Raw genomic sequence first — 25,313 nt, forward strand, 5'->3', positions numbered from 1 at the left:
CACGCACGGTCCCGGGCCGGGGCAGGCGCGTCACGCGAGTCCCCGGAGCGCGACGAGCGGCGGCGCGTCGTCGCGGATCGCCGCGACGAGGTCGAGCACGCGGCGGGAGGCCCGCACGTCGTGCGCCCGGAAGACCCGGGCACCCAGCCACGCCGCGACCGCCGTGGCCGCCAGGGTGCCCTCCAGACGCTCCTCCGGCGGCAGGCCGAGCGTCTCCCCCACGAAGTCCTTGCGGCTCAGCGCCATGAGGAGAGGGAAGCCCAGGCCCGCGAGCGCGTCCGTGCGGCGCAGCAGGTGCAGCGAGTGCCAGGTGTTCTTGCCGAAGTCGTGGGTGGGGTCCACCAGCACCGACTCCCGCGGCACCCCGCACGCGACGGCCCGCTCGGCCGCGGCACGCAGCCTGGACAGCACGTCCAGCACGACGCCGTCCCGCGGGTCCTCGCCCGCGCCGCCGGGCACGGACGGGTACTCGACGCGGTACGGGTCCGTGCGGGGCACCGCCCCGCCCGTGTGCGAGCACACCACGCCCACTCCCGCCGCACCGGCCACCTGCACGAGCGCGGGGTCGTGCCCGGCCCAGGTGTCGTTGACCAGGTCCGCCCCGGCGTCGATCGCCGCGCGCGCCACCCCCGACCGCCACGTGTCCACCGAGACGAGCAGGTCAGGCACCTCGGCACGGACGAGCTCGACCACGGGGATCACGCGCCGCAGCTCCTCCGCCTCGTCGACCTCGGGCCCGGTCCCGGCCCGGACCCCGCCCACGTCGACGATCTCGGCCCCCTCCGCGAAGGCGACCTCGGCCGCCCGGGCCGCGCGCCCGGCGTCGGGCATCCGGGCCGGGGCGTAGAACGAGTCGGTGGTGCGGTTGAGGACCGCCATCACGACGGGACGGAGCGCGCCGTCGGCGCCCCGGCCCACCTCCCGGCCGCGCAGCACGAACCGCGCTCCGGCCGGCGGGAGGGTCACGCCCCGGCCGCCGCGGCCTCGTTCTGGTCCTCGACGAGCTCCTCCACGGCCTCGCGCTCCTTCGCCGCGAGCGCCTCGCCACGACGCAGCACGTAGTCGACAGCCTCGGCGGGGTCGTCGGTGAGGTGCAGGAGCTCCAGGTCGGCCGGGCTGATCATGCCGCGGTCGGCGACCGCGGTGCGGATCCAGTGCAGGAGCCCGCCCCAGTACTCGGTGCCCACCAGGACCAGCGGGAACTCGGTGACCTTGTGGGTCTGCACCAGCGTGATGGCCTCGAACAGCTCGTCGAACGTGCCGAACCCGCCCGGGAGCACCACGAAGCCCTGGGCGTACTTGACGAACATGGTCTTGCGGGCGAAGAAGTACCGGAAGTTGATGCCGAGGTTCACGTACTCGTTCATGCCCTGCTCGAAGGGCAGCTCGATCCCGAGGCCCACGGACGTGCCGTGCGCCTCGGAGGCCCCCTTGTTCGCGGCCTCCATGATGCCGGGGCCGCCACCCGTGATCACCGCGAAGCCGGCCTCCACGAAGAGCCTGCCGACCTCCTGCGCCAGGGCGTAGTCGGGGTGGTCGGGCTTGGTGCGGGCGCTGCCGAAGACGGACACCGCCGGCCCCACCTCGGCCAGCGCGCCGAAGCCCTCCACGAACTCGCTCTGGATACGCATCACCCGCCACGGGTCGGAGTGCACCCAGTCGGCGCCCTCGCCCGGGGCCAGCAGCCGCTGGTCGGTGGTGGTCGCGGGAATCTTGGAGCCGCGCAGCAGCACGGGCCCCTTGCGGTAGCCCCGGCCTGTCTGCGGGATGCCGTCGTCGCTCATGCGCCCAACCTATCGCCGCTCGCGGGCCGCTCGCCGTCCGTGCGGTGACGCCCGGGTGAACCTCTCAGCCGACACCTTCGTCCGGCCGAGCCTGCGGTTCCGCTCCGGGCGCGTGCCTCGTCCCTCGGCCCCCACCCTGCGCTGCACCTCCGGCTCAGCCGAGGAGCCACGCGCGCAGCGCCCGGTGGCACAGCTCGAGCTGCGCCACCGGTACCCGCTCGTCGTCCTTGTGGGCGAGGAGCGGGTCGCCGGGGCCGAAGTTCACGGCGGGGACGCCCAGCTCGGAGAAGCGCGCCACGTCGGTCCAGCCGTACTTGGGCGCGGGGGCGCCACCCGTCGTGGCCAGCACGGACGCCGCGAACTCGGCGGCCAGCGGGTCGTCGAGGCCGGGGCGTGCACCGCCCGCGGCGTCGGTCACGACCACGTCGAAGCCGTGGAAGACCTCGCGCAGGTGCGCCTCGGCGTCGGCCACCGTGCTGGACGGGGCGAACCGGTAGTTGACCGTCACGGTGCACGCGTCCGGGATCACGTTCGTGGCGATCCCGCCGGAGATGCCCACGGCGTTGAGGCTCTCGCGGTAGACGAGCCCGTCGACCTCGACGTCGCGGGTCTCGTAGGCCGCGAGCCGGGACAGCACCTCGGCCGCGGCATGGATCGCGTTGGAGCCCATCCAGGCGCGCGCCGAGTGCGCGGCGACGCCGTGGGTGCGCACCTCGACGCGCAGCGTGCCGTTGCAGCCGCCCTCGATGCCCGCGTTGCTCGGCTCGCCCAGGATGGCGAAGTCGCCCGCGAGAAGGTCCGGGTGGTTGCGCACGAGGCGTCCGAGGCCGTTCAGGGCCGAGTCGACCTCCTCGTGGTCGTAGAAGACCCAGGTGAGGTCCTGCGCCGGCTCGCGACCGGGCGCGCCCAGCTCCACGGCGAGCGCGAGCGCGACGGCGACGCCGCCCAGCATGTCGACTGTCCCGCGACCCCAGAGCACGGCCTCCTCGCCCGACCCGACGAGGCGGGTGGGCAGGTTGTCCGCGATCGGCACCGTGTCGATGTGCCCCGCGACCACGACCCGGCGGGCCCGCCCGAACGAGGTGCGGGCCACGAGCGCGTCGCCGTCGCGCAGCACGTCGAGGTGCGGCTGGGCGCGAAGGACCGCCTCGATCGCGTCGGCGAGCGCCTTCTCGTCGCCGCTCACGGAAGGGATGTCGCAGATGGCGGCGGTCAGCGCCACGAGCTGGTCGGCGGTGGCCCCGGCCGGGTCGAGGAGGGTGGGGTCGAGGAGGGTCGCAGCGGTGTCCACGCTCCGATGCTAGGCGCTGCCCGCCCGCCGTCCTCGATAGGGTGGGACGCATGACGACGAGCGCCTGGGGCTTCGGCCTCGCCACGATCGCCGGCGACGGCACCACCCTCGACACCTGGTACCCGAGCCCCGCCCTCGGCCCGGCCCCGGACGGGGCGACGCCCCCCGCCTCCCTCGAGGCGCTCGCCGAGCGGGACGAGGCCCGCGGGGTCGAGGTGGTCGTGGTCCGCACCGAGATCGAGCTGGACGCGCCCCCGGGGGACGCCGCCGACGCCTACCTGCGCCTCCACCTGCTGTCGCACCGCCTGGTCCGGCCGCACGGGCTCAACCTGGACGGCATCTTCGGCGTGCTCGCCAACGTGGTCTGGACGAGCGCCGGGCCGTGCGCCGTCGAGGGCTTCGAGGAGACCCGCATGCGCCTGCGCGCCACCGGCGTGCCCGTCACGGTCTACGGCGTGGACAAGTTCCCGCGCATGGTCGACTACGTCGTCCCGGCGGGTGTGCGGGTGGCCGACGCCGACCGCGTCCGCCTGGGCGCCCACCTCGCCGCCGGGACCACCGTGATGCACGAGGGCTTCGTCAACTTCAACGCGGGCACCCTCGGCACCTCGATGGTGGAGGGCCGGATCTCCTCGGGCGTGACCGTCGGTGACGGGTCCGACGTGGGCGGCGGCGCCTCGATCATGGGCACCCTCTCGGGCGGCGGCAAGGAGGTCGTCAGCCTGGGCGAGCGGAGCCTCCTGGGCGCCAACTCCGGCCTGGGCATCCCCCTCGGCGACGACTGCGTGGTCGAGGCCGGCCTGTATGTCACGGCGGGCACCAAGGTGGTCGTGCTCGGGGCGGCGGGCACCGGGGAGGGCCCCGTGGTCGTGAAGGCTCGTGAGCTCGCCGGCCGCGACGGTCTGCTCTTCCGCCGCAACTCCACGACCGGTGCCGTCGAGGTGCTGGCACGGGGCGGGGTCGGCGTCGAGCTGAACGCCGCCCTGCACGCGAACTGACTGCTCCTCGGAACCATCACCCGAGCCTCCACAGGCTTCCCACCGGTTCCCCGTGAAAGCCCAGGTGGGTGCCCTAGACTCTCGTGTCCTCGAACACACCGACCCACCGAGAGCGACGGAGCCCGCATGGTCCTCCTGGCCGAGCACGACACGGCCTCGCCCTACCCGTCGCGCCCCACGCGGGGGCCGCGCCGCGGTCGGCGCGTGCGCCGCGCCGTGGGCTGGACCGTCGGCGTGGCGGTGCTGGGCGCCGCCGGCTCCGGCCTGGTGCTGGCCGCGCTCAACCACTTCGACACCGCGAACCCGGTGGCGGAGCGGTGCGGGTCCGTCCTCGAGGGCACGGAGTGGTACCTCTCCCCTGCGCAGGCCGACAACGCGGCGCTCATCACCGGCGTCAGCCTCCAGCGTGCCCTCCCCGCGCGGGCCGCGACGATCGGCCTGGCCACGTCGTTGCAGGAGTCCAAGCTCATCAACATCACGTACGGCGACCGGGACTCCGTCGGCCTGTTCCAGCAGCGGCCGTCGCAGGGCTGGGGCAGCGTGGAGCAGATCATGGACCCCGTGTACTCGACGAACGCCTTCTACGACGGGCTCGTGAAGGTGGCCGGGTACGAGGACATGGAGATCACGGTCGCGGCCCAGGCGGTGCAGCGGTCCGGGTACCCGGACGCGTACGCGCAGCACGAGACGCGGTCCCGGGCCTGGGCGTCGGCCCTGACCGGCAACTCCGCTGCGGCGCTGAGCTGCGAGCTGGCCGAGGTGCCCGAGGAGGCCGCCCTGCCCGCCACCGAGGCCGGAGACCTGCTGGCCGGGCGGCTCGGCCGCGACCTGGGCCTCGCGCCTGCGCCGGGCGGCGGGGCGGACGGTACTCCTGGCCGGGTCGCCGTCGACGCCTCGCCCCTGGCGCCCGACGACCCCGCCCGCGGCGCATGGGCGACCGGCCAGTGGGCGGTGGCCACCGCGGCCGCCACGCACGTGGTCGAGGTCCGGGTCGCCGACCAGGTCTGGACGCGCGAGGCGGCGGCGTGGGCACCCGCCGACGCGGCGCTCCCTGCGGGCCACGTCACCATCACGCAGGCCGTCGCGACCCCGTAGCCGAGAACGGCCGAGGCCGGCCGAGGCCGGGCGGACCCAGCGGGTCAGCGCGCCGCGACCGGCACGTAGTCGCGCTCGGTGGCGCCCGTGTAGACCTGGCGCGGACGACCGATCTTGGTCTGCGGGTCCTTCATCATCTCGCGCCACTGGGCGATCCAGCCCGGCATCCGGCCCAGCGCGAACAGCGGCGTGAACATGGCGGGCTCGAAGCCCATCGCCTTGTAGATGAGGCCGGTGTAGAAGTCGACGTTCGGGTAGAGCTTGCGCTCCACGAAGTAGTCGTCGGAGAGCGCGATCTCCTCGAGGCCGCGCGCGATCTCCAGGAGCTCGTCCTTGGCGCCGAGCTTGTCGAGCACCTCGTCGGCGCTCTTCTTCACGATGGCCGCGCGCGGGTCGTACGACTTGTACACCCGGTGGCCGAAGCCCATGAGGCGCACGCCGTCCTGCTTGTTCTTGACCTTCTCCATGAAGGTCCCGACGGTCTCGCCACCGGAGCGGATCTTCTCGAGCATGTCGAGCACCGCCTCGTTCGCCCCGCCGTGCGAGGGGCCCGACAGGGCGTTCACGCCCGCCGCGACGGAGGCGTAGAGGTTCGCGTTGGACGAGCCCACCACGCGGACCGTGGAGGTGGAGCAGTTCTGCTCGTGGTCGGCGTGCAGGATGAGGAGCTTCTCGAGGGCGTCCACCACGACCGGGTCGGCCTCGTACGCCTCGTACGGGGTCGCGAACGTCATGCGGAGGAAGTCCTCGACGTAGCCGCGGGAGTAGTCCGGGTACAGCAGCGGCTCGCCCACGCGGCGGCGGTGGAGGTACGACGTGATGGTGCGCGTCTTGGCGAGCAGCAGGACCGTCGCCAGGTCGACCTGGTCGTCGTCGTGCGGGTCGAGCGACTCGGGGTAGAACGTGGACAGCGCGTTCACGGCCGACGCCAGCACCGCCATGGGGTGCCCGGCGCGCGGGAAGGTACCCATGAACGTGCGGAAGTCCTCGTGGACGAGGGTGTGCCGGTTGACCCGCTCCACGAACGACTCGAGCGTCGGGGCGTCGGGGAGGCCGCCGTAGATCAGGAGGTACGCCACCTCGAGGAAGGACGATCCCTCCGCGAGCTGGTCGATCGGGTACCCGCGGTATCGCAGAATGCCCTGGTCGCCGTCGATGTAGGTGATCGACGACTCGCACGAGGCGGTGTTCATGAACCCGGGGTCGACGGTGACCAGGCCCGTGTCCTTGAGCAGAGACGAGACCACGATCCCGTCGTTGCCCTCGCTCGACGGGACGACGGGGAGTGTCCGGGAGGTTCCGTCGACGACGAGCTCGACGGTGTGCCGGTTGCTGTCTGCCTGCGTGGTGGACGTCATGGCTTCCTTCCAAGGGCGCGCGGGGTACGGGGCGCTACCCAGGGGAGGTCGCGGGCAGCGTCGACCAGGGATCGACAGTACCCCGAGATGGCATTGTCATTCCAACTTGCGGGTCAAGGACGTGTGATGCGTGACACAGCGTCGCTGATCGCGGCGTCGCTCGCCGTCAGGGCCACCCGGGTGTGGCCTGCCCCGCCGGGCCCGTACAGCGCGCCCGGCGCGGTCAGAATCCCGTGCGTCGCGAGCGCTGCGGCGACCCGCTGACCGACCCCGCCCAGGGCGTCCGACGGCGGTGTGGCGATCGTCACCCACAGGTACAGGCCCGCCTCGGACCGGTCCACCACGAAACCTGCCTGCTCGAGCGCGGGGGCGAGCGCCCGGCGTCGGGCACCGTAGGCGTCACGCTGGGCGGCGACGTGCGCGTCGTCGTCGAGCGCCGCGACCATCGCGGCCTGCACGGGCGCGGGGACGATGAGCCCCAGGTGCTTGCGGGTTCCGAGCAGGTCGGCCACGAGGGCGGTGTCGCCCGCGAGGAACGCGGCGCGGTAGCCGGCGAGGTTGGACTGCTTGGAGAGCGAGTACGCGGCCAGGAGGCCCTCGTGCGACCCGCCGCACACCCGCGGGTCGAGGATGCTCGGCACGCCGTCCTCGGACCAGGGCGACTCCCAGGCGAGCTCGGCGTAGCACTCGTCGCTCACCACCACCGCGCCGATGGCGCGGGCCGCCTCCACCACCCGGCGCAGGGCGTCCGCGCCCAGCACGCGGCCCGTGGGGTTGCTCGGGCTGTTGACCCAGACCAGCCGCACGTCGTCGCGCCCGGCCCACGCGTCGACGTCGTCGGTCGCGAGCGCCGTGGCCCCCGCCGCGCGGATGCCCGCGAGGTAGGTGGGGTACGCGATCTCGGGGTGCACCACCACGTCGCCCGGCCCCAGGCGCAGCAGCGACGGGAGCAGGCCCACCAGCTCCTTCGAGCCGATGGTGGGCAGCACGCCGTCGGGCGAGAGGTCGGGCACGCCCCGGCGGCGCGCGAACCACGCGGCCACGGACTCCCGCAGCGCCGGCGTGCCCGCCGTGAGCGGATACCCCGGGGCGTCCGACGCCGCGGCGAGGGCCTCGCGGACGACCGCCGGGGTGGGGTCCACCGGGGTGCCCATCGACAGGTCGATCAGGCCACCGGGGTGGGCGCGGGCTGTCGCCGTGATGGCGTCCAGCGTGTCCCAGGGGTACGGCAGGTCGCGGAGGTCTGCGAGGCCCATCGCTGGGTCAGGCCTGCGGCGGCAGAACGGAGATCAGCGGGTGGTCCTTCTCGATGAGGCCCATCTTCGCGGCGCCGCCCGGCGAGCCCAGGTCGTCGAAGAAGTGGACGTTCGCGTCGTAGTAGCCCTTCCACTCGTCGGGGACGTCGTCCTCGTAGTAGATGGCCTCGACGGGGCAGACCGGCTCGCAGGCACCGCAGTCCACGCACTCGTCCGGGTGGATGTACAGGGAGCGCTGGCCCTCGTAGATGCAGTCCACGGGACACTCCTCGATGCACGCCTTGTCCTTGACATCGACGCACGGCTGAGCGATCACGTAGGTCACTTGGAGGGTGTCCCTTCCACCTCTGGGCGCAGAGTCCCTGCGCGCGTGACTCTAGTATCGCAAAGCCCGTGCGCACGAGTGCGCACCGTCTCACCTCACGACGGGAGCAGAGTGTGACCTCCACGACACCCGGAGCCTTTCCCGGCTGGCGTGACCTGCCGGTCGGCGCCCGGGCGGTGGTCCGGCGCCGCCTCGCGGCGGGTGCCGGCCACGTGTGGACGGACGTGATCGGGTATGTCGTCGAGGTGTCCGACGACGGTCTCCTCCTCCGCACGGACCCGCGCCCCGGGCGTGGGTCCCCCGAGGAGGTCCGGGTCCGTGCGGAGGAGATCGAGACGGCGAAGCCGGTGCCGCCGCGGCCGGTCAGGCGTTCCGGTCCACCCAGATGACACCTGTCGGGCACATGCTCACGGCTTCCTGCACGGCGTGCTCCTGGTCCTCGCCAGGGCGCTCGTCGAGAAGGACGACGATCCCCTCGTCGTCCTGGTCGAACACGTCGGGCGCGAGCATGACGCACTGACCCGCTCCGCAGCAGGCATGGCGGTCAACGTTGATCTTCATGGTCACCACCTCACCGGAAGCTCGACGAGTCCGCCAACCAGCATGTCCTGACGGGTCTGCAGCGACTCGGGCGCGACCGCCAGCTCGAGCGTCGGCAGCCTGTCCAGCAGCACCTCGAGGACCACCTGCAGCTCCGTGCGGGCCAGCGCCTGGCCCATGCAGGAGTGCGGACCCGCGCCGAACGCCAGGTGCGGGTTGGGCGACCGGGTGAGGTCCATCGTGTCGGCAGCGGCGAACGCCTTCTCGTCCCGGTTGGCGGACGCCATGCTGACCACCACCGTGGTCCCGGCCGGGATGGTGGTGCTGTCCGGGAGCTCGAGGTCCTCGGAGATGAACCGCGGCAGGCCGAAACCGGCGTTCGCGTCGAAGCGCAGGACCTCCTCGACGGCGTTCCGCACGAGGGACGGGTCGGCGACGAGCGCCTCCCACCGGGAGCGGTCGGACAGGAGCATCGCGAGCATCTTGCCGATCATGTTGGCCGTGGTCTCGTGGCCCGCGACGAGCAGCCCGCGCGCCGTCGCGATCACCATCTGCTCGGTGACGCGCGGGTCGGCGGCGTCGACGAGGGCGATGAGGGCAGAGATCAGGTCGTCGCCGGGTGTCTCGCGCTTCGAGGCGACGAGCCCGTTCAGGTAGCCGGCGAACTCGGCCTGGGCCTCGTCGATCTCGGCCTGGGTGAACCGGGACAGGCTCATCATCGTGTCCGACCAGTGGCCGAAGCTGCCACGGTCGGACTCGGGGACCCCGAGCAGCTCGCAGATCACCCAGATCGGCAGCGGGAAGTTGAACGCGGAGACCAGGTCCACGGGCCCCTCCCCCGCCACGATCTGGTCGAGCAGCTCCTCCGCCTTGGCCCGCATCCCCGGCGCGAGGGCCTGGACCCGCTTCGCCGTGAACGTGGCGCCGACGAGGCGGCGCCACTGCTGGTGCCCCTCCCGGCTGTCGAGGACGCTCATCCGGTCCTCGCTCGAGGCGAACACGCCGCCCGACTCGTTGGCCGTGACGCGCGCGGCACCCGCCGCGGCGTCGAGCTCGCGGGTGAACCGCGCGTCGGAGAGGACCGCACGCACGTCGTCGTACCGCGTGAGCAGCGTCGCCGTGTCACCCGAGGCGAGCCGCACCTCCGCGACAGGACACTGGGCGCGGAGCTCGGCCCACTCCTCGGGTGGTTCGAGCGCGGTGCGCATCGGGAAGGGATAAGGGGGCAGCGTTTCAGTCGACACCGTGACCTCCATGTGGGGAAAACCACGGCAATCCAAGCGGTAGCGGAGCATCACCGTCAATACGGTGCAAAATACGCAGCCGCTACCGCTCGGACCGGGTCAGAGGAGCTTGCTCCGCGCCGGCTGCTGGACCGTCGCCCGGTTGCGCTCGCGCCACTGGTCGAACTTCGCCTGCGCGGCGATCTCCCGGGCGCTCGGCAGCGCCATGAGCACGACCATCAGCACGAGCGTGGCGGCACCGAGGCCGACCGCGATCGGCAGCACCAGCTCCTCGGGGGCCAGCCCCCGGGTCGACGGCGGGATGGGGCCCGTACCGACGCGGTGGAGGCTCATCGACGACATCACGATGTAGTGCACGCCCGACAGGGCCGCTGCGACGAGCACCATCGCACCCGCCCCCGCCGACACGCTGCGCAGGTTGTTCGCGAACCAGACCACCAGGACGGCGGCGAGGACGGCGGCGGCGTAGGACAGGAAACCGAGGACCGGCGCGTACTCGAGGCTCACACCGAGGCCCACCTGGATGGCGCCCGTCCCGAGGTGGACGGAGGCGGCGAGCCCCAGCCCGGCCACCGCGCTGCCGACGAGGAGCCGGGGGGTCCAGCCCTTCTGCCCGTCGGCCACGATCACACCGGCCACGAGGGCGGCGAGGGCGACCACCGCGGACAGGATCGTGCCCGTCAGGTCGTACCGGATGCGGGCACCTTCCAGCCCGAGGCCGAACAGCGCGACGAAGTGCATGGCCCAGACGCCGGTGGCGCCGATCGCAGAGCCGCCGAGCACGAGCCAGAGCACGCGGTAGCGGCTGCTGGGGATGTGCGCCCGGGCGATCGCTGCCAGGCCGACACCGCAGCCGAGGCAGGACAGGACGAAGGAGATGACAGGCATGAGGTAGCCGGTCGAAAAGTGGTCGATCATATCGGGGTCCCCTGATGAGCGCATGTGGAGGCGTGAAGACGCGCGTCATCGTACGACCGGAGCAACTACTTTCAGATCGGCGGACCTGCGACATCCCGGGGAAAACGGTTAAATAGCCAGATCTCCGTCAGGTGAGAGACGCACGTCACACTCAGGCGTTCGCCACCAGCCCCAGCTCTGCGACGCTCGCGAGCCCTCGGTGCCTCGGCACGATCCGCACCGTGTAGCCGAACGGGCCCGACGACTCCAGCCGCAGGTCGCCGGCGAAGGCGTGCCGTCCCGCCTCGTACGACTCCGCCAGCGCGAGCGAGTCCACCGTGAACTCCTCGATGAGGTCGTTCTCCGTGACGCGGCCGTGGACCACCTGCACGTCGACGTCCTCGGGCGCGAGGGACCCCAGCGAGACGTACGCCCGCACGCCGAGGTGGTCACCCACCTGGACCGCGTCGCCGATGCCGCCCGACTCCACGTGGTCCACGCGGACCCCCGGCCAGCCGGAGCGCACGCTCTCCTTCCAGCCCGCGAGCTCCCGTGCGGCGGTGTACCCGTCGGCCGCGAGCGCGCGGCCCGCCTGCGCGGCCGGTGCGTACAGACCCTGCACGTACTCGGTGACCATGCGCGTGGCCTGCACCTTGGGCCCGAGGGTCGCGAGCGTGTGCCGCACCATCTCGAGCCAGCGGCGCGGTACGCCGTCGCCGTTGCGCTCGTAGAACCGGGGGGCGACCTGCGTCTCGACAAGGTCGTAGAGCGCCGCCGCCTCCAGGTCGTCACGCCGGTCTGGGTCGTCCACGCCGTCCGCCGTGGGGATGCCCCAGCCGTTCTCGCCGTCGTACCACTCGGCCCACCAGCCGTCCTCGATGGACAGGTTGAGGCCGCCGTTGAGCGCGGACTTCATGCCCGACGTGCCGGACGCCTCGAGCGGCCGCAGCGGGTTGTTGAGCCACACGTCGCAGCCCGGGTACAGGGACAGGGCCATGCCGATGTCGTAGTTCGGCAGGAAGACGATGCGGTGCCGCACCGCGGGGTCGTCGGCGAAGCGCACGAGCTGCTGGATGAGCCGCTTCCCGGAGTCGTCCGCCGGGTGCGACTTGCCGGCCACCACGAGCTGCACGGGCCGCTCCGGGTGCAGGAGCAGCTCCTTCAGGCGCTCAGGGTCGCGGAGCATGAGCGTGAGCCGCTTGTACGTGGGGACGCGCCGCGCGAACCCGATGGTCAGCACGTCCGGCGAGAGCACCTCGTCGACCCAGCCCAGCTCGGCGGGCGACGCGCCCCGCTCCCGCCAGGACGAGTAGACGCGGCGGCGCGCCTCGTCGACCAGCTCGCCGCGCAGGTCGCGCCGCATCTTCCACAGCTCGGCGTCACTGACCTTCGCGGGGTCGAGCCAGGCCGACGACGCCGTCGCCGCCGTCAGCTCGTCCAGGCCCAGCCGCTCGGACTGGAGCTCCGCGAGCCGCGGCGCCACCCAGGTGGGCGAGTGCACGCCGTTGGTGACCGAGGTGATGGGCACCTCGCGGGCGTCGAACCCGGGCCAGAGTCCCTCGAACATCTCCCGCGAGACCTGGCCGTGGAGCAGGGAGACGCCGTTCGCGCGGCCCCCGAGCCGGAGCCCCATCACCGCCATGTTGAAGACGGTGGGGTCGCCCCCCTCGTAGTCCTCGGCGCCCAGCGCGAGCACCCGCTCGAGCGGCACGCCCGGCATGGTGTTGTCGCCGCCGAAGTACTGGGAGACCAGGTCGCGGGGGAACCTGTCGATGCCGGCGGGAACCGGCGTGTGCGTGGTGAAGACCGTGGCGGCGCGGACGGCCTCGGCGGCCTCGTCGACGCTCAGGCCGCCGGCCACCAGCTCGCGGATGCGCTCCACCCCGAGGAACCCGGCGTGGCCCTCGTTCGTGTGGTAGACCTCGGGCTCCGGCGCCCCGGTGAGGCGCGACCAGGCGCGGAGCGCCCGCACGCCGCCCACACCGAGCAGGAGCTCCTGCTGGAGCCGGTGCTCCCCGCCGCCGCCGTAGAGGCGGTCCGTGACCTTGCGCGCCTGCTCGTCGTTCTCGGGCACGTTGGAGTCGAGGAGGAGCAGCGGCACGCGGCCCACGGCCGCGACCCAGATGTGCGCGACGAGGCGGCGCCCGCCCGGCAGGCCGAGCGAGACCGTGGCCGGCGTGCCGTCGTCCTCCCGCAGGATCGCCAGCGGCAGACCGTCCGGGTCGAGCAGCGGGTACGTCTCGACCTGCCACCCGTCACGGGTGAGAGCCTGACGGAAGTAGCCCGCACCGTAGAGGAGGCCCACACCGACGATCGGGACGCCGAGGTCGGAGGCGCTCTTCAGGTGGTCGCCCGCGAGGATCCCCAGGCCGCCCGAGTACTGGGGCAGCACCGAGGTGATGCCGAACTCCGGCGAGAAGTAGGCGACCGCCTGCGGCAGCGGCTCCCCGGACGCCGACACCTGGGTCTGGTACCAGAGCGGGTCGTGCAGGTAGCGGTGGAGGTCGTCGGAGGCGGCGCGCACCCTGCCCACGAAGGCCTCGTCGCGGGCGAGGGCGGCGAGGCGCTCGCCGCCGAGGGCGGCCACGAGGGCCACCGGGTCGCCCTTCACGTCGGCCCACAGCTCCGGGTCGATGCTCGCGAACAGCTCGCGCGTGGGCGCGTGCCACGACCAGCGGAGGTTCTGGGCGAGCTCGTCCAGTGCGGCGAGCGGAGCCGGCAGGACCGTGCGGACGGTGAATCGTCGGATCGCTCTCACGGACGGAAGACTACGCACTCCGGCCGCCTGACACACCTGGTGTCCTCTGTTGTGGCACGTCGGCGCGCGATCGGGGCCGCACTCTCGCTAGCGTGGGCGACGTGAGCGCGAAAACGCCTGTCGGGCGCATCCCGGTCCTCGAGGTCTCCCCCGTCGTCGAGGGCGGACGGTGGCCGGCAAAGGCCTCCGTCGGCGAGGTGGTGCCGATCGAGGCCACCGTCTTCCGCGAGGGTCACGACGCCGTCGGGGCCACCGCGGTCCTTGTCGGGCCTGACGGCCGCGACCACTCCTGGGCGCCGATGGTCGACGTCGCCCCGGGCCTCGACCGCTTCCGGGGCTTCCTCCAGCCCGACGCGGAGGGCGACTGGTCCTTCCGCGTCGAGGGCTGGTCCGACCCGTACGCCACCTGGGTCCACGACGCGACGATCAAGATCGGCGCCGGGATCGACGTCGACCTGATGCTCGCGGAGGGCGTGCGGCTCTTCGACCGTCTCTGCGCGCAGCCGCCGGACGGGATCGTCGCCCCGCGGCGCAAGCCCCGTGACGCCCGCGCACTGACCGACGCCCGCCGTGCCCTCGCCGACGCCGGCCGCCCGGCCGAAGCCCGGCTCGCGGCCGCCACGTCGCCCGAGGTCCGCGCGGCCCTGGAGCGGGCCCCGTTCCGGGAGCTGGTGTCCGCGTCCGAGCCGTACCCGCTCCGGGTGCACCGCCGCCTCGCCCTCGCCGGCGCCTGGTACGAGATGTTCCCCCGGTCGGAGGGCGCCTACCGCCGGCCCGACGGCACCTGGGTCTCGGGGACCTTCGCCACCGCCGCGAAGCGCCTGCCCGCGATCGCCGCCATGGGGTTCGACGTGGTGTACCTGACCCCCGTCTCGCCCATCGGCACCACGTTCCGCAAGGGGCGCAACAACACGCTCGAGGCGCAGCCGGGCGACCCGGGCAGCCCGTATGCCATCGGGTCGGCCGACGGCGGGCACGACGCCATCCACCCGGACCTGGGCACCGAGGCCGACTTCCGTGACTTCGTCGCACGAGCGCGCGAGGCGGGCCTCGAGGTGGCGCTCGACATCGCCCTGCAGTGCTCGCCCGACCACCCGTGGGTCACCGAGCACCCCGAGTGGTTCGTGGTGCGCGCCGACGGCAGCATCGCGTACGCGGAGAACCCGCCCAAGAAGTACCAGGACATCTACCCGCTGAGCTTCGACACGGACCCGGACGGCCTCTACCAGGCGGTCCTGGACGTGCTGCTGACGTGGATCGACCGCGGAGTGACGCTGTTCCGCGTCGACAACCCGCACACCAAGCCCCTCAACTTCTGGGAGTGGGCGCTGGCCCAGGTGCACGCCGAGCACCCCGAGGTGATCTTCCTGTCCGAGGCGTTCACCAAGCCGGCGATGATGCAGACGCTGGCCCGGATCGGTTTTCACCAGTCGTACACGTACTTCACCTGGCGCAACACCAAGGAGGAGCTCGCCGAGTACCTCCAGGAGGTGAGCGGGCCGCAGGGCTCCGTGATGCGGCCGTCGTTCTGGCCCACCACGCACGACATCCTGCCGCCCTACCTGCAGCACGGCGGGGTCGCCGGCTTCGCGGTGCGCGCGGTGCTCGCCGCCACCGGCTCCCCCACGTGGGGCGTCTACTCGGGCTACGAGCTCGTGGAGAACGTGCCCCGGCCGGGGGTCGAGGAGCAGATCGACAACGAGAAGTACGAGTACAAGCCGCGCGACTGGGCCCTCGCCGACGAGATCGGCATCGCGACCCTGCTCACCCGGCTCAACGAGATCCGGCGGGCGCACCCGGCGCTGCGGCAGCTGCGCAACCTGACGGTGCACGGCACCACGAACGGCCAGATCCTGGCCTACTCCCGCCGGGTCGCCGGCGACTACCTGCCCCTGGCCTCGGGGGATGTCCATCACAGCGCGCGAAACGGTTCGTCCGGCCCCACCATGAGACCTGGGGGCATGCGACGGCCCCGTCACGACGACGTGATAGTGGTCGTGGTCAACCTTGATCCCTGGAACACACAGGAGTCGGTAGTGCACCTGGACCTTGACGCCCTGGGCCTCGCTGCCCCCGCGGACGACGACGGCTCGCCCTTCTTCGTCGCCCACGACCTGCTGTCGGGCGAGACCTACGGCTGGGGGGCGCAACCGTTCGTGCGCCTCGACCCGCGCGCGCAGGTGGCGCACGTGCTCCAGGTGGGCCTGGCATGACGACCCCCACCGGCCCGCTCTACGGGCCCGGCGGCCCCGCCACCCAGGGCGTGCCGCCCAGCGTCGGCGAGCGGGCGTCGTCGGCCCCCGCGCCCGCTCCCGTGCGGCCCCACGTGCCGCGCCCGCAGACCGCACCCATCCCCGTCCAGGCGCTGCCGCCGCGGCGCCAGCCGCAGCCGCCGGAGCGGCTGCGGCGTGGGCTGCCGCACGATCCCGAGTGGTACAAGAAGGCGGTCTTCTACGAGGTGATGATCCGGTCCTTCTCCGACTCCAACGACACGGGGACGGGCGACCTGCGCGGGCTCATCGACCGGCTGGACTACCTGGAGTGGCTGGGCATCGACTGCCTGTGGCTGCCCCCGTTCTTCCCGTCGCCGCTGCGGGACGGCGGGTACGACGTCGCCGACTTCACGGCCGTGGCGCCGCAGTACGGCACCATCGCCGACTTCGGCGACCTCGTGGCCGCGGCGCACGAGCGGGGCATCCGCGTGGTCATCGACCTCGTCATGAACCACACGAGCGACCAGCACCCCTGGTTCCAGGCGTCGCGCGCCGACCCCGAGGGCCCGTACGGCGACTTCTACGTGTGGAGCGACGACGCGACGCGGTACCAGGACGCGCGCATCATCTTCGTCGACACGGAGACGTCCAACTGGACGTTCGACCCGGTGCGGCGGCAGTTCTTCTGGCACCGGTTCTTCTCGCACCAGCCCGACCTCAACTTCGAGAACCCGCGCGTCCAGGACGCCATGCTGGACGTCGCGCGGTTCTGGCTGCAGCTCGGGGTGGACGGCTTCCGGCTCGACGCGGTGCCGTACCTCTTCGAGGCCGAGGGCACCAACTGCGAGAACCTGCCCGAGACGCACGGGTTCCTGCGGCGCGTGCGGCGCATGGTGGACACCGAGTTCCCGGGCCGGATCCTGCTGGCCGAGGCGAACCAGTGGCCGCAGGACGTGGTGGAGTACTTCGGCACCGAGCAGGACCCCGAGTGCCACATGTGCTTCCACTTCCCGGTGATGCCCCGCATCTTCTACGCGATCCGCGACCAGCGGTCGCGCCAGCTGCTCGAGATCCTCGCCGACACCCCGGCGATCCCGGCGAACGGCCAGTGGAGCACGTTCCTGCGCAACCACGACGAGCTCACCCTCGAGATGGTCTCCACCGAGGAGCGCGCCAGCATGTACGGCTGGTACGCCCCCGACCCCCGCATGCGGGCGAACGTCGGGATCCGCCGCCGCCTCGCACCGCTGCTCGACAACTCGCGCAAGGAGATGGAGCTCGCGCACGCGCTCCTCCTGTCGCTGCCCGGCTCCCCCTGCCTCTACTACGGCGACGAGATCGGCATGGGTGACAACATCTGGCTGCCCGACCGCGACGCCGTCCGCACCCCGATGCAGTGGACCCCCGACCGCAACGCCGGCTTCTCGACCGCCGACCCCGGCAAGCTGTACCTGCCGCTCATCCAGTCGCTGGTGCACCATTACAACCACGTCAACGTGGAGGCACAGCTGGCGCAGCCCACGTCTCTGCTGCACTGGGTCCACGGGATGCTCGCGGTGCGCCGCCTCCACCCCACCTTCGGCACGGGCGACTTCACGATCCGCGACTGCGACGACGAGGGCGTCGTCGCGTTCACCCGGTCGTCGCGGGAGGAGACGCTGCTCGTGGCGGTGAACCTGGGCGCCACCGCCCGGTCGGCCACGCTCAAGCTGCCGGGCTTCGCCGGCTGGACCCTCACCGACGTGTTCGGCGGCGCCGGGTTCCCCACGGTCGGCGAGGACGGCACGGTGACGCTCACCTGGGGCGCCCGGGACTTCTACTGGCTCGTGCTCGCGCCGCCGGTCGCCGGACCGCGCGCCGAGGCGGCGGCCGGGGCGGCGGCGGCCGACGCGGCCCTCCGGGCGAACGCGCTGGGAGGGGCGTGAGCGGCCCCGTCGAGGTCCGGCCCGGAGCCGGGCACCTCCCGCCGGAGGTGCTCCGGCTCCTCGACGGGTGGCTGCCCGGCCGGCGCTGGTACCCGGTCCCGGGCGCGGGCGTGGTGCACGTGCCCTGGCTCACCGTGACCTTCCCCCACACGCCCGACGTGGTGGTGCCGCTGCTGCGGCTCGAGGGCCCCGGGCTGCCGGGTGGCGAGGAGTCGCTGGTGGTCCAGGTGCCCCTCGTCCTGACGCCGACGGCGGAGCCGGGCGAGGGCCCGGACGTGATCGGCACCGTGGGCACGGCGTCGGGCACCGTCACGGTGTCCGACGGCGGCGCCCACCCGGTCTGCTGGCTCGCCTTCCTGCGTGCCTCGGGGGTGGTGGCCACCGGTGAGGGCGGCGGCTTCGGCGCCGGGACCGCGCTGCTCGACGGCGCGCGGCCGCTGGGCGGCGAGCAGTCGAACACGTCGGTCGTGGTGCCGGGCGTGGCGGGCGGGGCGATGCTCAAGATCCTCCGGACCGTCGCGCTCGGGCCGCACCCCGACGTGGCGATCCCCGAGGCGCTGACGCGCGCCGGCTGGCACGGGGTGCCGGAGTTCCTCGGCGCGGTGCCGGTGTCGTGGGGCGACGAGACCGCGGCCGGCCCCACCATGGCCCACCTGGCCGTGGTGTCCCGGCTGGTCACCGACGCGCACGACGGGTTCCGCCTGGCCTGCGACCACGCGTCGCGGGGCGAGGACTTCGGCGAGCGAGCGCACGAGCTGGGCGCGGTCGTGGCCGGGTTGCACGCCGCCCTGCGGGCCGCGCTGCCCGACGGCCACACCACGCTCGACCCGGCGGCCTTCGTCGGGGTGCTGCGGCGCCGCGCGGCGGAGGCGATCGCCGACGTGCGGGAGCTCGCACCTTTCCGGGGGCCGGTCACCGCCCTCTACGACGACGTCCGCGAGCGCCTGGCGGCCCTGCCCGACGGGGTGCGGCTGCAGGCTATCCACGGCGACCTGCACCTGGGGCAGGCCCTGTACTCGGGTGACGGCTGGAAGCTGCTCGACTTCGAGGGCGAGCCGCAGCGGCCGGTGGCGGAGCGGACGGCGCCGGACCTGCCGCTCCGCGACGTCGCCGGCCTGCTGCGGTCGTTCGACTACGCGGCGGCGGTGGGCGGGGCGCAGGACCGGCGGTGGACGGAGAACGCGCAGCTGTCCTTCCTGGAGGGGTACCGGGAGGCGGTGGGCGGCGAGGTGAGCGGCCTCGACGTCGCGACTGCGGAGGCGGTGCTGCGCGCGCTCGTCGTCGACAAGGCGCTCTACGAGGTGGTCTATGAGACGCGCCACCGCCCCACGTGGACGCACATCCCCCTGGCTGCGGTGTCGCGCGCGCTGAGCGCGTAAGAAGCCGCCCCCCCTGTGGAAGGCCGGCGATGTCCAAGCGGTGACGGGCCGGTCACCCGCGGCTGACCGGACGTCGTCGGGCACCGGAGGGCTCGGTGCGCGCGCCGTGGGAGCGAGAGGTCGCCGTCCGTGGAAAGGTGATCCCATGGCTGACCTGCCCCATGTCGACCTCGAGGCCCTGACTGCGGTTGCCCAGGGTCACCACTCCGATCCCCACTCGGTGCTGGGCCCGCACCTGCTGGACGGCCCGTGGGCCGCCGTGCGGACGCTGCGCCCGCTCGCCGACGAGGTGGTGGTGGTGACGCCCGACGGCGACCACCCCGCGGAGCACCTGGGCGCCGGCGTCTGGGCCGCGCTCGTGCCGGCCGACGGCGAGCGTGCCCCGGACTATCGCGTCCGAGCGCGCTACGGCGAGGTCGAGAGCACGTCCGACGACCCGTACCGCTTCCTGCCCACGCTGGGCGAGGTCGACCTGCACCTGGTGGCCGAGGGCCGGCACGAGGAGCTGTGGCGCGTCCTGGGCGCCAACCCGCGGCGGTACCCGAGCGTGCTGGGCGAGGTGACCGGTACGTCGTTCGCGGTGTGGGCGCCGAACGCCCGCGGGGTCCGCGTCATCGGCGACCACAACCACTGGGGTCCGGTGCACCCCATGCGGTCGCTGGGGTCGTCGGGCGTGTGGGAGCTGTTCGTGCCGGGCGTGGGCCCGGGCAGCCGGTACAAGTTCGAGATCCTGGGCGCCGACGGCGTCTGGCGCGCCAAGGCGGACCCGCTCGCCAAGGGCACGGAGATCCCTCCGGCGACGGCGAGCGTCGTCGTCGAGTCCCGTTACGCGTGGGGCGACGGCGAATGGCTCGCCGCCCGGGCGTCGGGCGACCCGCACAGCGGGCCCATGAGCGTGTACGAGGTGCACCTGGGTTCCTGGCGACCGGGCCTGTCGTACCGGGAGCTGGCCGACCAGCTCACCGCCTACGTGGTGGAGCAGGGCTTCACCCACGTGGAGTTCCTCCCCGTGGCCGAGCACCCGTTCGGCGGCTCCTGGGGCTACCAGGTGACGAGCTACTACGCGCCGACGTCGCGGTTCGGCCACCCCGACGACTTCCGGCTCCTCGTGGACCGGCTCCACCAGGCGGGGGTCGGCGTCATCGTCGACTGGGTCCCGGCCCACTTCCCCCGCGACGAGTTCGCGCTCGCCCGGTTCGACGGGACGCCGCTGTACGAGCACGCGGACCCGAAGCGCGGCGAGCAGCCGGACTGGGGCACGTACGTCTTCGACTTCGGTCGTCGCGAGGTGCGCAACTTCCTCGTCGCGAACGCCACGTACTGGTTCGAGGAGTTCCACGCGGACGCGCTGCGCGTCGACGCGGTGGCGTCGATGCTCTACCTCGACTACTCGCGAGGGCCCGGCGAGTGGCACCCCAACGTGCACGGGGGGCGCGAGAACCTCGAGGCGATCGCCTTCCTCCAGGAGGCCAACGCCACGGCGTACCGCCGCACGCCGGGCGTCATGATGATCGCCGAGGAGTCGACGGCGTTCCCCGGCGTCACGCGTCCCACGTCGGGCGGGGGCCTCGGCTTCGGGCTGAAGTGGAACATGGGCTGGATGAACGACACCCTCCGGTACCTGGCGGAGGACCCCATGTACCGCCGGTACCACCACCACGAGGTGACGTTCTCGCTCGTCTACGCGTTCTCGGAGCAGTTCGTGCTGCCCATCAGCCACGACGAGGTGGTGCACGGCAAGGGTTCGCTGCTCGGCAAGATGCCGGGCGACCGCTGGAAGCAGCTCGCGGGTGTGCGCTCGTTCCTGGCCTACCAGTGGACCCACCCGGGCAAGCAGCTGCTGTTCATGGGCTGCGAGTTCGCGCAGGACACGGAGTGGTCGGAGGGCGAGGGGCTGCGCTGGCACCTGCTCGCCGACGGGGGCCACTCGGGCGTGCAGCGTCTCGTGCGCGACCTGAACGCCCTCTACCGCCGTACGCCCGCGCTCTGGGAGGTCGACTTCGACCCGGCGGGCTTCGAGTGGCTCGACGCCGACGACGCCGACCACGACGTGCTGGCCTACGTGCGCCGGTCCCGCTCGGGCGACCCCGTGGTGGTCGTCGTGAACTTCGCCGGCGTGCCGCACGAGGGGTACCGCGTGGCCCTGCCCGACGCTCCGGGCGGTACCGGGGGGTGGATCGAGGCTCTCAACACGGACGCCGCGGACTACGGGGGCTCCGGGGTCGGCAACCTCGGGCGGGTCGAGGCACAGGACGTGCCGTACAAGGGCCGGGGCCGGTCCGTGACGCTCCGCGTCCCACCGCTCGGGGCGCTGATCCTGGTGCCGGAGACCGCCTGACACCGAGGCCGGGCCGGGGTGGGGCGTCCGTACGCCCTGCCCCGGCCCGTGGCGCGCCAGGCCTCCCGCTCAGTACAGGCTGATCGCCAGGCGCTGGCGGGCCTTCGTCACGCGCGGGTCGGTGGGCCCGGCCACCTCGAAGAACTCGAGCAGGCGGACGCGCAGCTTCTCCTTGTCGTCGGCCGAGGCGCCGGGCAGCAGGTCGAGCAGGCGGCCCAGGGCGTCCTCGACCTTGCCGCCCAGGAGGTCCAGGTCGGCGACCGCCAGCTGCGCGTCGACGTCGTCCGGCGCCTGGGCCGCGGCCGCACGGACCGCCGCCAGGTCGGCACCGCGGGTGCGCTGGAGCAGGTGCACCTGGGCGAGCCCGGCGGACGCCATGGAGTCGCGCGGGTCCTGCTTGAGCGCCTTCTCGTAGGCGGCGACGGCCGACTCCAGGTCGTCGCGCTCGATCGCGTCGTACGCCTCCTGGTGCAGCGGCGGGAGCGGTGCCTCCTGCTCCTCGGCAGGCTCGTCCGCGGGGGCCTCCCCGCCCTGTGCGGGCGCGCGGCCCGTCACGCCGTTCTGCTCGGCGGCGCCCAGCACCTGGTCGATCACGCCACGCACCTGCTCGGCCGGTGCGTTCCCCGCGAACAGCGGGAGGGGCTGGCCCTGGATCACCGCGACGACCGTGGGGACGCCCTGCACCTGGAAGGCGGCGGCGATCTGCGGGTACTTCTCGGCGTCGAGGCGGCCGAGCAGGAACCGGCCGGCGTACTCGTCCGCCAAGGTGCCGAGCGTGGTGGCGAGCTCGGCGTTGGCCTGGTCGGTGGGGATCCACAGGACCACGACGACGGGGTACTGCGTCGAGTCGCGGACCACCTGCTCGAAGTTCGCGTCCGTGACGTCGACCACGTATCCCCCGGCGACGGGGGCGCCGCCCGGCTCTCCGGGCGGCGGGGCCTGCGGGCGGGTCAGCGCTGACAGGTCGACGGCGCCACGGGCGGTGAAGCTCGGCTGCGGGGTCGGGTTGCTCATGGGCTCATCCTACGAAGTCCCGGGTACGGCGGAGGCCCGCCCGGGCGACACGGGAGCGTGTCGTCCGGGCGGGCCTCGTGTGGGTCACTGGTTGCTGGCGCCGACCACGACCTGCTCGTAGCCCAGGAGCGAGACCTGCTCCGTGGACCCCGCCGGCGGCACGTAGAGCGCCACCGTGTCGAGGTACGTGGTGCGCAGCGTGTTGGTCACCGGCTGGGACCCGAAGTGCACCTTCTGCGAGGCGAACGCGTCCGTGGGGTGCGCCTGGCCCTCGCCCTCCACCGTGACGAGGGCGGTCGCGTCGAGCACACCGATCACCACGGCCCCGCCGTCGAGGGTGCGGACGGCGTGCACCGGGGCGTCACCCCGCGGGGCGAAGGTGAACGTGTACTTGCCGCCCGCCTCCGCGAACTTGTCGGCGTTCACCTGGGCGGCCACGTTGTCCACGACGAACTTCCGGAACGGGTCCTGGGCGAAGGTGGGGGCGAACGCGGACGTGTCACCCGTGGTGAGCACGTCGGCGTACTGCGACACCGCGTCCGCCGGCGTCATCAGCAGGCTCGCGTCGTCGGCGGCCAGCGCGTCGCTGCCGATGTCCGGCGGGGCGAACTGCGGCAGCGTGGTGCCCGGGATGAGCCGCACCCAGGCCCACAGCTTGTACGGGTCCCGCGCGGTGGCCTGCTCCATGACCATGAGCGCAGGGGCCTGGGTGCCCTCCTGCTTGCTCACGCCGTAGGTGGTGCGCGGCCACGTCTCGGTGGTGGGAACCACGATCTGCACCATCTGGGAGGGCAGCGGTGTGACGAACTTCGCGTCGCCGATCGCCGCCGCCACCGTGAGCTGGCTCGTCCGGGCGGTGAGGGCCGGGCCCGCGAGCCGCTCGGCCAGCACGCCCGGGTTGTTCTCCGCGCTGGCCCGCTCGAGGACCGTGCTGACCGACGTGACCACCTCGGCCTCCTGCTCGACCGACATGGCCGGGCCGGTCGCCGCAGGGTCCGGCTGGGGGACGGGCAGCTCCGCGGCACAGCCGGCGAGCACTCCCGCCATCAGGACCGTCGCAGCCCCGGTCAGGGCCCTCTTCCGCATCGTGCGCGTCATCGCTCGCCTCCTTCGTCGCCCGAGAATCCCCACGTCTGCCGCCACGCCGAGGCGCGGCTCGACGGCTGCTCCTGCGGCGCTTCCTGCGGTTCCGGCGTGTCCTGCGCCTCGGGGACCGCGGGCATCGCGCCGGTGGCCGCGCGGCGCTCGGCCTGCTCGCGCAGGCGGAGCTCACGTCGGGTGAGCGTCCTGCCCGACGGCGCCTCACCGCCCGGGGCGTCGTACCCGCCCGGGGCGGCCGCGTGCGTCGCAGGCGATCCCGGGACGGGGGCGCCCTGCACCGGCTGCCCGGCGACCGGGCCACCGAACGGGGCCGCACCGGCCGCCCCGGACGGCTCGGCGGCAGGTGCCGGACCCGGCGGCGCGGCCTGCGGCGCCACCGGGGCGGCACCTGCTCCGGTCAGCCGGCGCCGGCTGCGGCGCAGACCGGTCGCCGGTGCTCCCGGCAGCAGCGGCTCCTCCGCCGGTGCGACGGGGGCCGGGGGAACCCCCGGCTGGTGTCCCTGAGAGGCCCCGTGATCCGGGGCGGAGGCCGCCGGCCCGAGACCCTGCGCACCGGCGTACGGGTCGCCTGCGGGACCCGCCTGCGCGGTCGCGGGCGCCTCGGAGCGGAACCGTCGGAGAGCGCCCTGGGACGTCGGGTCGGGCTGCGGTGCGGCGCCCCAGGGATTGCCGTGGTCGTCCTGGCCAGGAGCGGCGGCACCGGCTGCGGGCACCGGGTCGGCGGCGAACGGCGCCGCGACGAACGGGTTCTGACGCTCGCCGGGGGCCCCGCCGTCGGCCTGCTCGGCACCCGGACCAGCCGGCGGCACAGCCGCCGACGGCGGGTCCTGCGGACCCGTGTCCCGGTCGCCGCGCCGCGACGTGCCTGACCCGCGAGAGACCTGGGACCGGGCGGCCGACGCCACGGAGCTCACGGCGCGACCGGGCCGCGAGGCGGCGACGCGCCGCTTCACCCGACGGGCACCGAGCAGCACCACAAGTCCCAGCAGCACGAGGAACGCGCCGCCGAGCACACCGGGCCAGAGATAGGGGGTCGGTGCCACGCGCGGCCACGTGAGCTCGATCGTCGGCGGCGTCACGCCGTCACCGACGCCTGCCGCGAGGAGCACCCACCGGCCGGGCTGGTCGCTCCAGCGGAGCGTCACGGCGGACTCGCCCGAGGCCTCCGCGATCCACATGTCGTTGCCCGCGGGCTCGGGGCCCACCAGCGTGGACGGTGCCTCGGCGGCCCCGGTACCCGTGGGCTCGCCCTCCGCGGCGGGTGCGGAGGCTCCGTCGGACGCGGCGGCCGAGGGATCGGCCGCCGGGGCGGAGGCGTCAGCGGGCGCGGAGGGGTCGGCGGAGGCGGACGGGTCGGTCGCCGCGGGCTCCTCCGCCGGCGTCCCGCCGGGCGTCACCGACAGCGTCTCCCAGTCGGACAGACCGGTCACCCGGTCGTACGGGTCTTCTCCCACCCAGCCGAGCACGTCGACCTCACGGCCGATCGCGAGCGTGACCTTTTGGCCGTCGGGCACCGTCGCGCGCACCGACACGTCGCCGTCGACCAGGTCGAGGACCCCCGGGTCGGTGACGACGAGCGCGGACCCGCCGGTAGGCACGGCCTGGGCGACGACGGTGTCGTCCCCTCGCCACACCGTCGCCGACGCGACCCCCAGACCGATGCCGGCGATGCCGAGCACGATGAGGAGGGTCGCAAGTATGCGTTGAACCACCGAGCATTCCCTTCGACGTGGACGTTCCAGCATAGGGACGCGCCCGTACCTCCTGTCCACGTGGGCCGTCTGGCGAGGATCAACA

Annotated in this window: 20 protein-coding genes; 7 read left to right on the forward strand and 13 right to left on the reverse strand. The window is 73.4% G+C overall.

Features of this window, described 5'->3' with window-relative positions:
• Window positions 1-30 precede the first annotated feature (30 nt).
• The 3 genes from folP to dapE all read right to left on the reverse strand — a co-directional run bounded on the left by folP (window position 31) and on the right by dapE (window position 3,075).
• Window positions 31-966 (reverse strand): dihydropteroate synthase, encoded by a 936-nt coding sequence (gene folP, locus AC060K_RS09350; RefSeq protein WP_483765161.1) that lies wholly within the window; start codon window positions 964-966, stop codon window positions 31-33.
• On the reverse strand, window positions 963-1,784 hold the full coding sequence (locus AC060K_RS09355) for an LOG family protein (protein ID WP_483765162.1): 822 nt from the start codon (window positions 1,782-1,784) through the stop codon (window positions 963-965). Before AC060K_RS09355 ends, folP begins: the two co-directional genes overlap by 4 nt.
• Before the next feature lie 154 nt (window positions 1,785-1,938).
• Window positions 1,939-3,075, reverse strand: coding sequence for a succinyl-diaminopimelate desuccinylase (dapE, locus tag AC060K_RS09360; RefSeq protein ID WP_483765163.1), 1,137 nt, complete (start codon window positions 3,073-3,075; stop codon window positions 1,939-1,941).
• A 50-nt stretch (window positions 3,076-3,125) separates the two neighbouring features.
• Here dapE and dapD point away from each other — a divergent pair, with 50 nt between their 5' ends.
• Window positions 3,126-4,073: a 2,3,4,5-tetrahydropyridine-2,6-dicarboxylate N-succinyltransferase gene (gene dapD / locus AC060K_RS09365; protein ID WP_483765164.1), complete on the forward strand. Its 948-nt coding sequence runs from the start codon at window positions 3,126-3,128 to the stop codon at window positions 4,071-4,073.
• 126 nt (window positions 4,074-4,199) lie between these two features.
• Entirely contained in the window at window positions 4,200-5,168 is a 969-nt protein-coding gene (locus AC060K_RS09370) for a hypothetical protein (RefSeq protein WP_483765165.1), read from the forward strand.
• Window positions 5,169-5,212: 44 nt separating this feature from the next.
• On the opposite strand, the gene AC060K_RS09375 is transcribed toward AC060K_RS09370, so the two are convergent.
• The 3 genes from AC060K_RS09375 to fdxA all read right to left on the reverse strand — a co-directional run bounded on the left by AC060K_RS09375 (window position 5,213) and on the right by fdxA (window position 8,107).
• Window positions 5,213-6,526: a citrate synthase gene (locus AC060K_RS09375; RefSeq protein ID WP_483765166.1), complete on the reverse strand. Its 1,314-nt coding sequence runs from the start codon at window positions 6,524-6,526 to the stop codon at window positions 5,213-5,215.
• Between the two features lie 113 nt (window positions 6,527-6,639).
• Window positions 6,640-7,782, reverse strand: a complete 1,143-nt coding sequence (dapC, locus tag AC060K_RS09380; RefSeq protein WP_483765167.1) for a succinyldiaminopimelate transaminase — start codon at window positions 7,780-7,782, stop codon at window positions 6,640-6,642.
• Between the two features lie 7 nt (window positions 7,783-7,789).
• Window positions 7,790-8,107 (reverse strand): ferredoxin, encoded by a 318-nt coding sequence (gene fdxA, locus AC060K_RS09385; RefSeq protein ID WP_483765168.1) that lies wholly within the window; start codon window positions 8,105-8,107, stop codon window positions 7,790-7,792.
• Window positions 8,108-8,220: 113 nt separating this feature from the next.
• Here fdxA and AC060K_RS09390 point away from each other — a divergent pair, with 113 nt between their 5' ends.
• Complete coding sequence (locus tag AC060K_RS09390; protein WP_483765169.1) at window positions 8,221-8,496, forward strand: DUF6725 family protein; 276 nt, start codon at window positions 8,221-8,223, stop codon at window positions 8,494-8,496.
• On the opposite strand, the gene AC060K_RS09395 is transcribed toward AC060K_RS09390, so the two are convergent.
• The 4 genes from AC060K_RS09395 to glgP form a co-directional block, all read right to left on the reverse strand.
• On the reverse strand, window positions 8,471-8,668 hold the full coding sequence (locus AC060K_RS09395) for a ferredoxin (protein WP_483765170.1): 198 nt from the start codon (window positions 8,666-8,668) through the stop codon (window positions 8,471-8,473). The two genes, AC060K_RS09390 and AC060K_RS09395, sit on opposite strands and share 26 nt — an antisense overlap.
• A 2-nt stretch (window positions 8,669-8,670) precedes the next feature.
• Window positions 8,671-9,855, reverse strand: a complete 1,185-nt coding sequence (locus AC060K_RS09400; protein ID WP_483765171.1) for a cytochrome P450 — start codon at window positions 9,853-9,855, stop codon at window positions 8,671-8,673.
• Between the two features lie 135 nt (window positions 9,856-9,990).
• A complete protein-coding gene (locus AC060K_RS09405) occupies window positions 9,991-10,809 on the reverse strand; it encodes an MHYT domain-containing protein (RefSeq protein WP_483765172.1) in 819 nt (272 codons plus the stop codon).
• Window positions 10,810-10,960: 151 nt separating this feature from the next.
• Window positions 10,961-13,546 (reverse strand): alpha-glucan family phosphorylase, encoded by a 2,586-nt coding sequence (glgP, locus tag AC060K_RS09410; RefSeq protein ID WP_483765173.1) that lies wholly within the window; start codon window positions 13,544-13,546, stop codon window positions 10,961-10,963.
• A 101-nt stretch (window positions 13,547-13,647) separates the two neighbouring features.
• Here glgP and AC060K_RS09415 point away from each other — a divergent pair, with 101 nt between their 5' ends.
• The 4 genes from AC060K_RS09415 to glgB all read left to right on the forward strand — a co-directional run bounded on the left by AC060K_RS09415 (window position 13,648) and on the right by glgB (window position 21,401).
• On the forward strand, window positions 13,648-15,759 hold the full coding sequence (locus tag AC060K_RS09415) for an alpha-1,4-glucan--maltose-1-phosphate maltosyltransferase (RefSeq protein WP_483765174.1): 2,112 nt from the start codon (window positions 13,648-13,650) through the stop codon (window positions 15,757-15,759).
• A complete protein-coding gene (treS, locus tag AC060K_RS09420) occupies window positions 15,756-17,684 on the forward strand; it encodes a maltose alpha-D-glucosyltransferase (protein WP_483765175.1) in 1,929 nt (642 codons plus the stop codon). Before AC060K_RS09415 ends, treS begins: the two co-directional genes overlap by 4 nt.
• The gene (locus AC060K_RS09425; protein WP_483765176.1) at window positions 17,681-19,063 is read left to right on the forward strand and encodes a maltokinase N-terminal cap-like domain-containing protein; all 1,383 of its coding nucleotides are present in this window, start codon (window positions 17,681-17,683) and stop codon (window positions 19,061-19,063) included. Before treS ends, AC060K_RS09425 begins: the two co-directional genes overlap by 4 nt.
• 145 nt (window positions 19,064-19,208) lie before the next feature.
• Window positions 19,209-21,401, forward strand: coding sequence for a 1,4-alpha-glucan branching protein GlgB (gene glgB / locus AC060K_RS09430; protein WP_483765177.1), 2,193 nt, complete (start codon window positions 19,209-19,211; stop codon window positions 21,399-21,401).
• 69 nt (window positions 21,402-21,470) lie between these two features.
• On the opposite strand, the gene AC060K_RS09435 is transcribed toward glgB, so the two are convergent.
• From AC060K_RS09435 to AC060K_RS09445, 3 genes are all read right to left on the reverse strand, one after another.
• Window positions 21,471-22,415, reverse strand: a complete 945-nt coding sequence (locus AC060K_RS09435) for a co-chaperone YbbN (protein WP_483765178.1) — start codon at window positions 22,413-22,415, stop codon at window positions 21,471-21,473.
• Window positions 22,416-22,499: 84 nt separating this feature from the next.
• On the reverse strand, window positions 22,500-23,513 hold the full coding sequence (locus AC060K_RS09440; protein WP_483765179.1) for a DUF8094 domain-containing protein: 1,014 nt from the start codon (window positions 23,511-23,513) through the stop codon (window positions 22,500-22,502).
• Window positions 23,510-25,228, reverse strand: a complete 1,719-nt coding sequence (locus AC060K_RS09445; protein WP_483765180.1) for a hypothetical protein — start codon at window positions 25,226-25,228, stop codon at window positions 23,510-23,512. The genes AC060K_RS09440 and AC060K_RS09445 overlap by 4 nt, the downstream gene beginning before the upstream one ends.
• Window positions 25,229-25,313 lie beyond the last annotated feature (85 nt).

Source organism: Antribacter sp. NEAU-D49 (assembly GCF_057158775.1).

Bases quoted from the DNA above. Each gene is read 5' to 3' on its own strand.
- AC060K_RS09355 (WP_483765162.1), bottom strand. From the start codon at position 1,784: ATGAGCGACGACGGCATCCCGCAGACAGGCCGGGGCTACCGCAAGGGG.
- dapD (WP_483765164.1), top strand. From the start codon at position 3,126: ATGACGACGAGCGCCTGGGGCTTCGGCCTCGCCACGATCGCCGGCGAC.
- AC060K_RS09370 (WP_483765165.1), top strand. From the start codon at position 4,200: ATGGTCCTCCTGGCCGAGCACGACACGGCCTCGCCCTACCCGTCGCGC.
- AC060K_RS09375 (WP_483765166.1), bottom strand. From the start codon at position 6,526: ATGACGTCCACCACGCAGGCAGACAGCAACCGGCACACCGTCGAGCTC.
- dapC (WP_483765167.1), bottom strand. From the start codon at position 7,782: ATGGGCCTCGCAGACCTCCGCGACCTGCCGTACCCCTGGGACACGCTG.
- AC060K_RS09395 (WP_483765170.1), bottom strand. From the start codon at position 8,668: ATGAAGATCAACGTTGACCGCCATGCCTGCTGCGGAGCGGGTCAGTGC.
- AC060K_RS09400 (WP_483765171.1), bottom strand. From the start codon at position 9,855: ATGCGCACCGCGCTCGAACCACCCGAGGAGTGGGCCGAGCTCCGCGCC.
- AC060K_RS09405 (WP_483765172.1), bottom strand. From the start codon at position 10,809: ATGATCGACCACTTTTCGACCGGCTACCTCATGCCTGTCATCTCCTTC.
- treS (WP_483765175.1), top strand. From the start codon at position 15,756: ATGACGACCCCCACCGGCCCGCTCTACGGGCCCGGCGGCCCCGCCACC.
- glgB (WP_483765177.1), top strand. From the start codon at position 19,209: ATGGCTGACCTGCCCCATGTCGACCTCGAGGCCCTGACTGCGGTTGCC.
- AC060K_RS09435 (WP_483765178.1), bottom strand. From the start codon at position 22,415: ATGAGCAACCCGACCCCGCAGCCGAGCTTCACCGCCCGTGGCGCCGTC.
- AC060K_RS09440 (WP_483765179.1), bottom strand. From the start codon at position 23,513: ATGACGCGCACGATGCGGAAGAGGGCCCTGACCGGGGCTGCGACGGTC.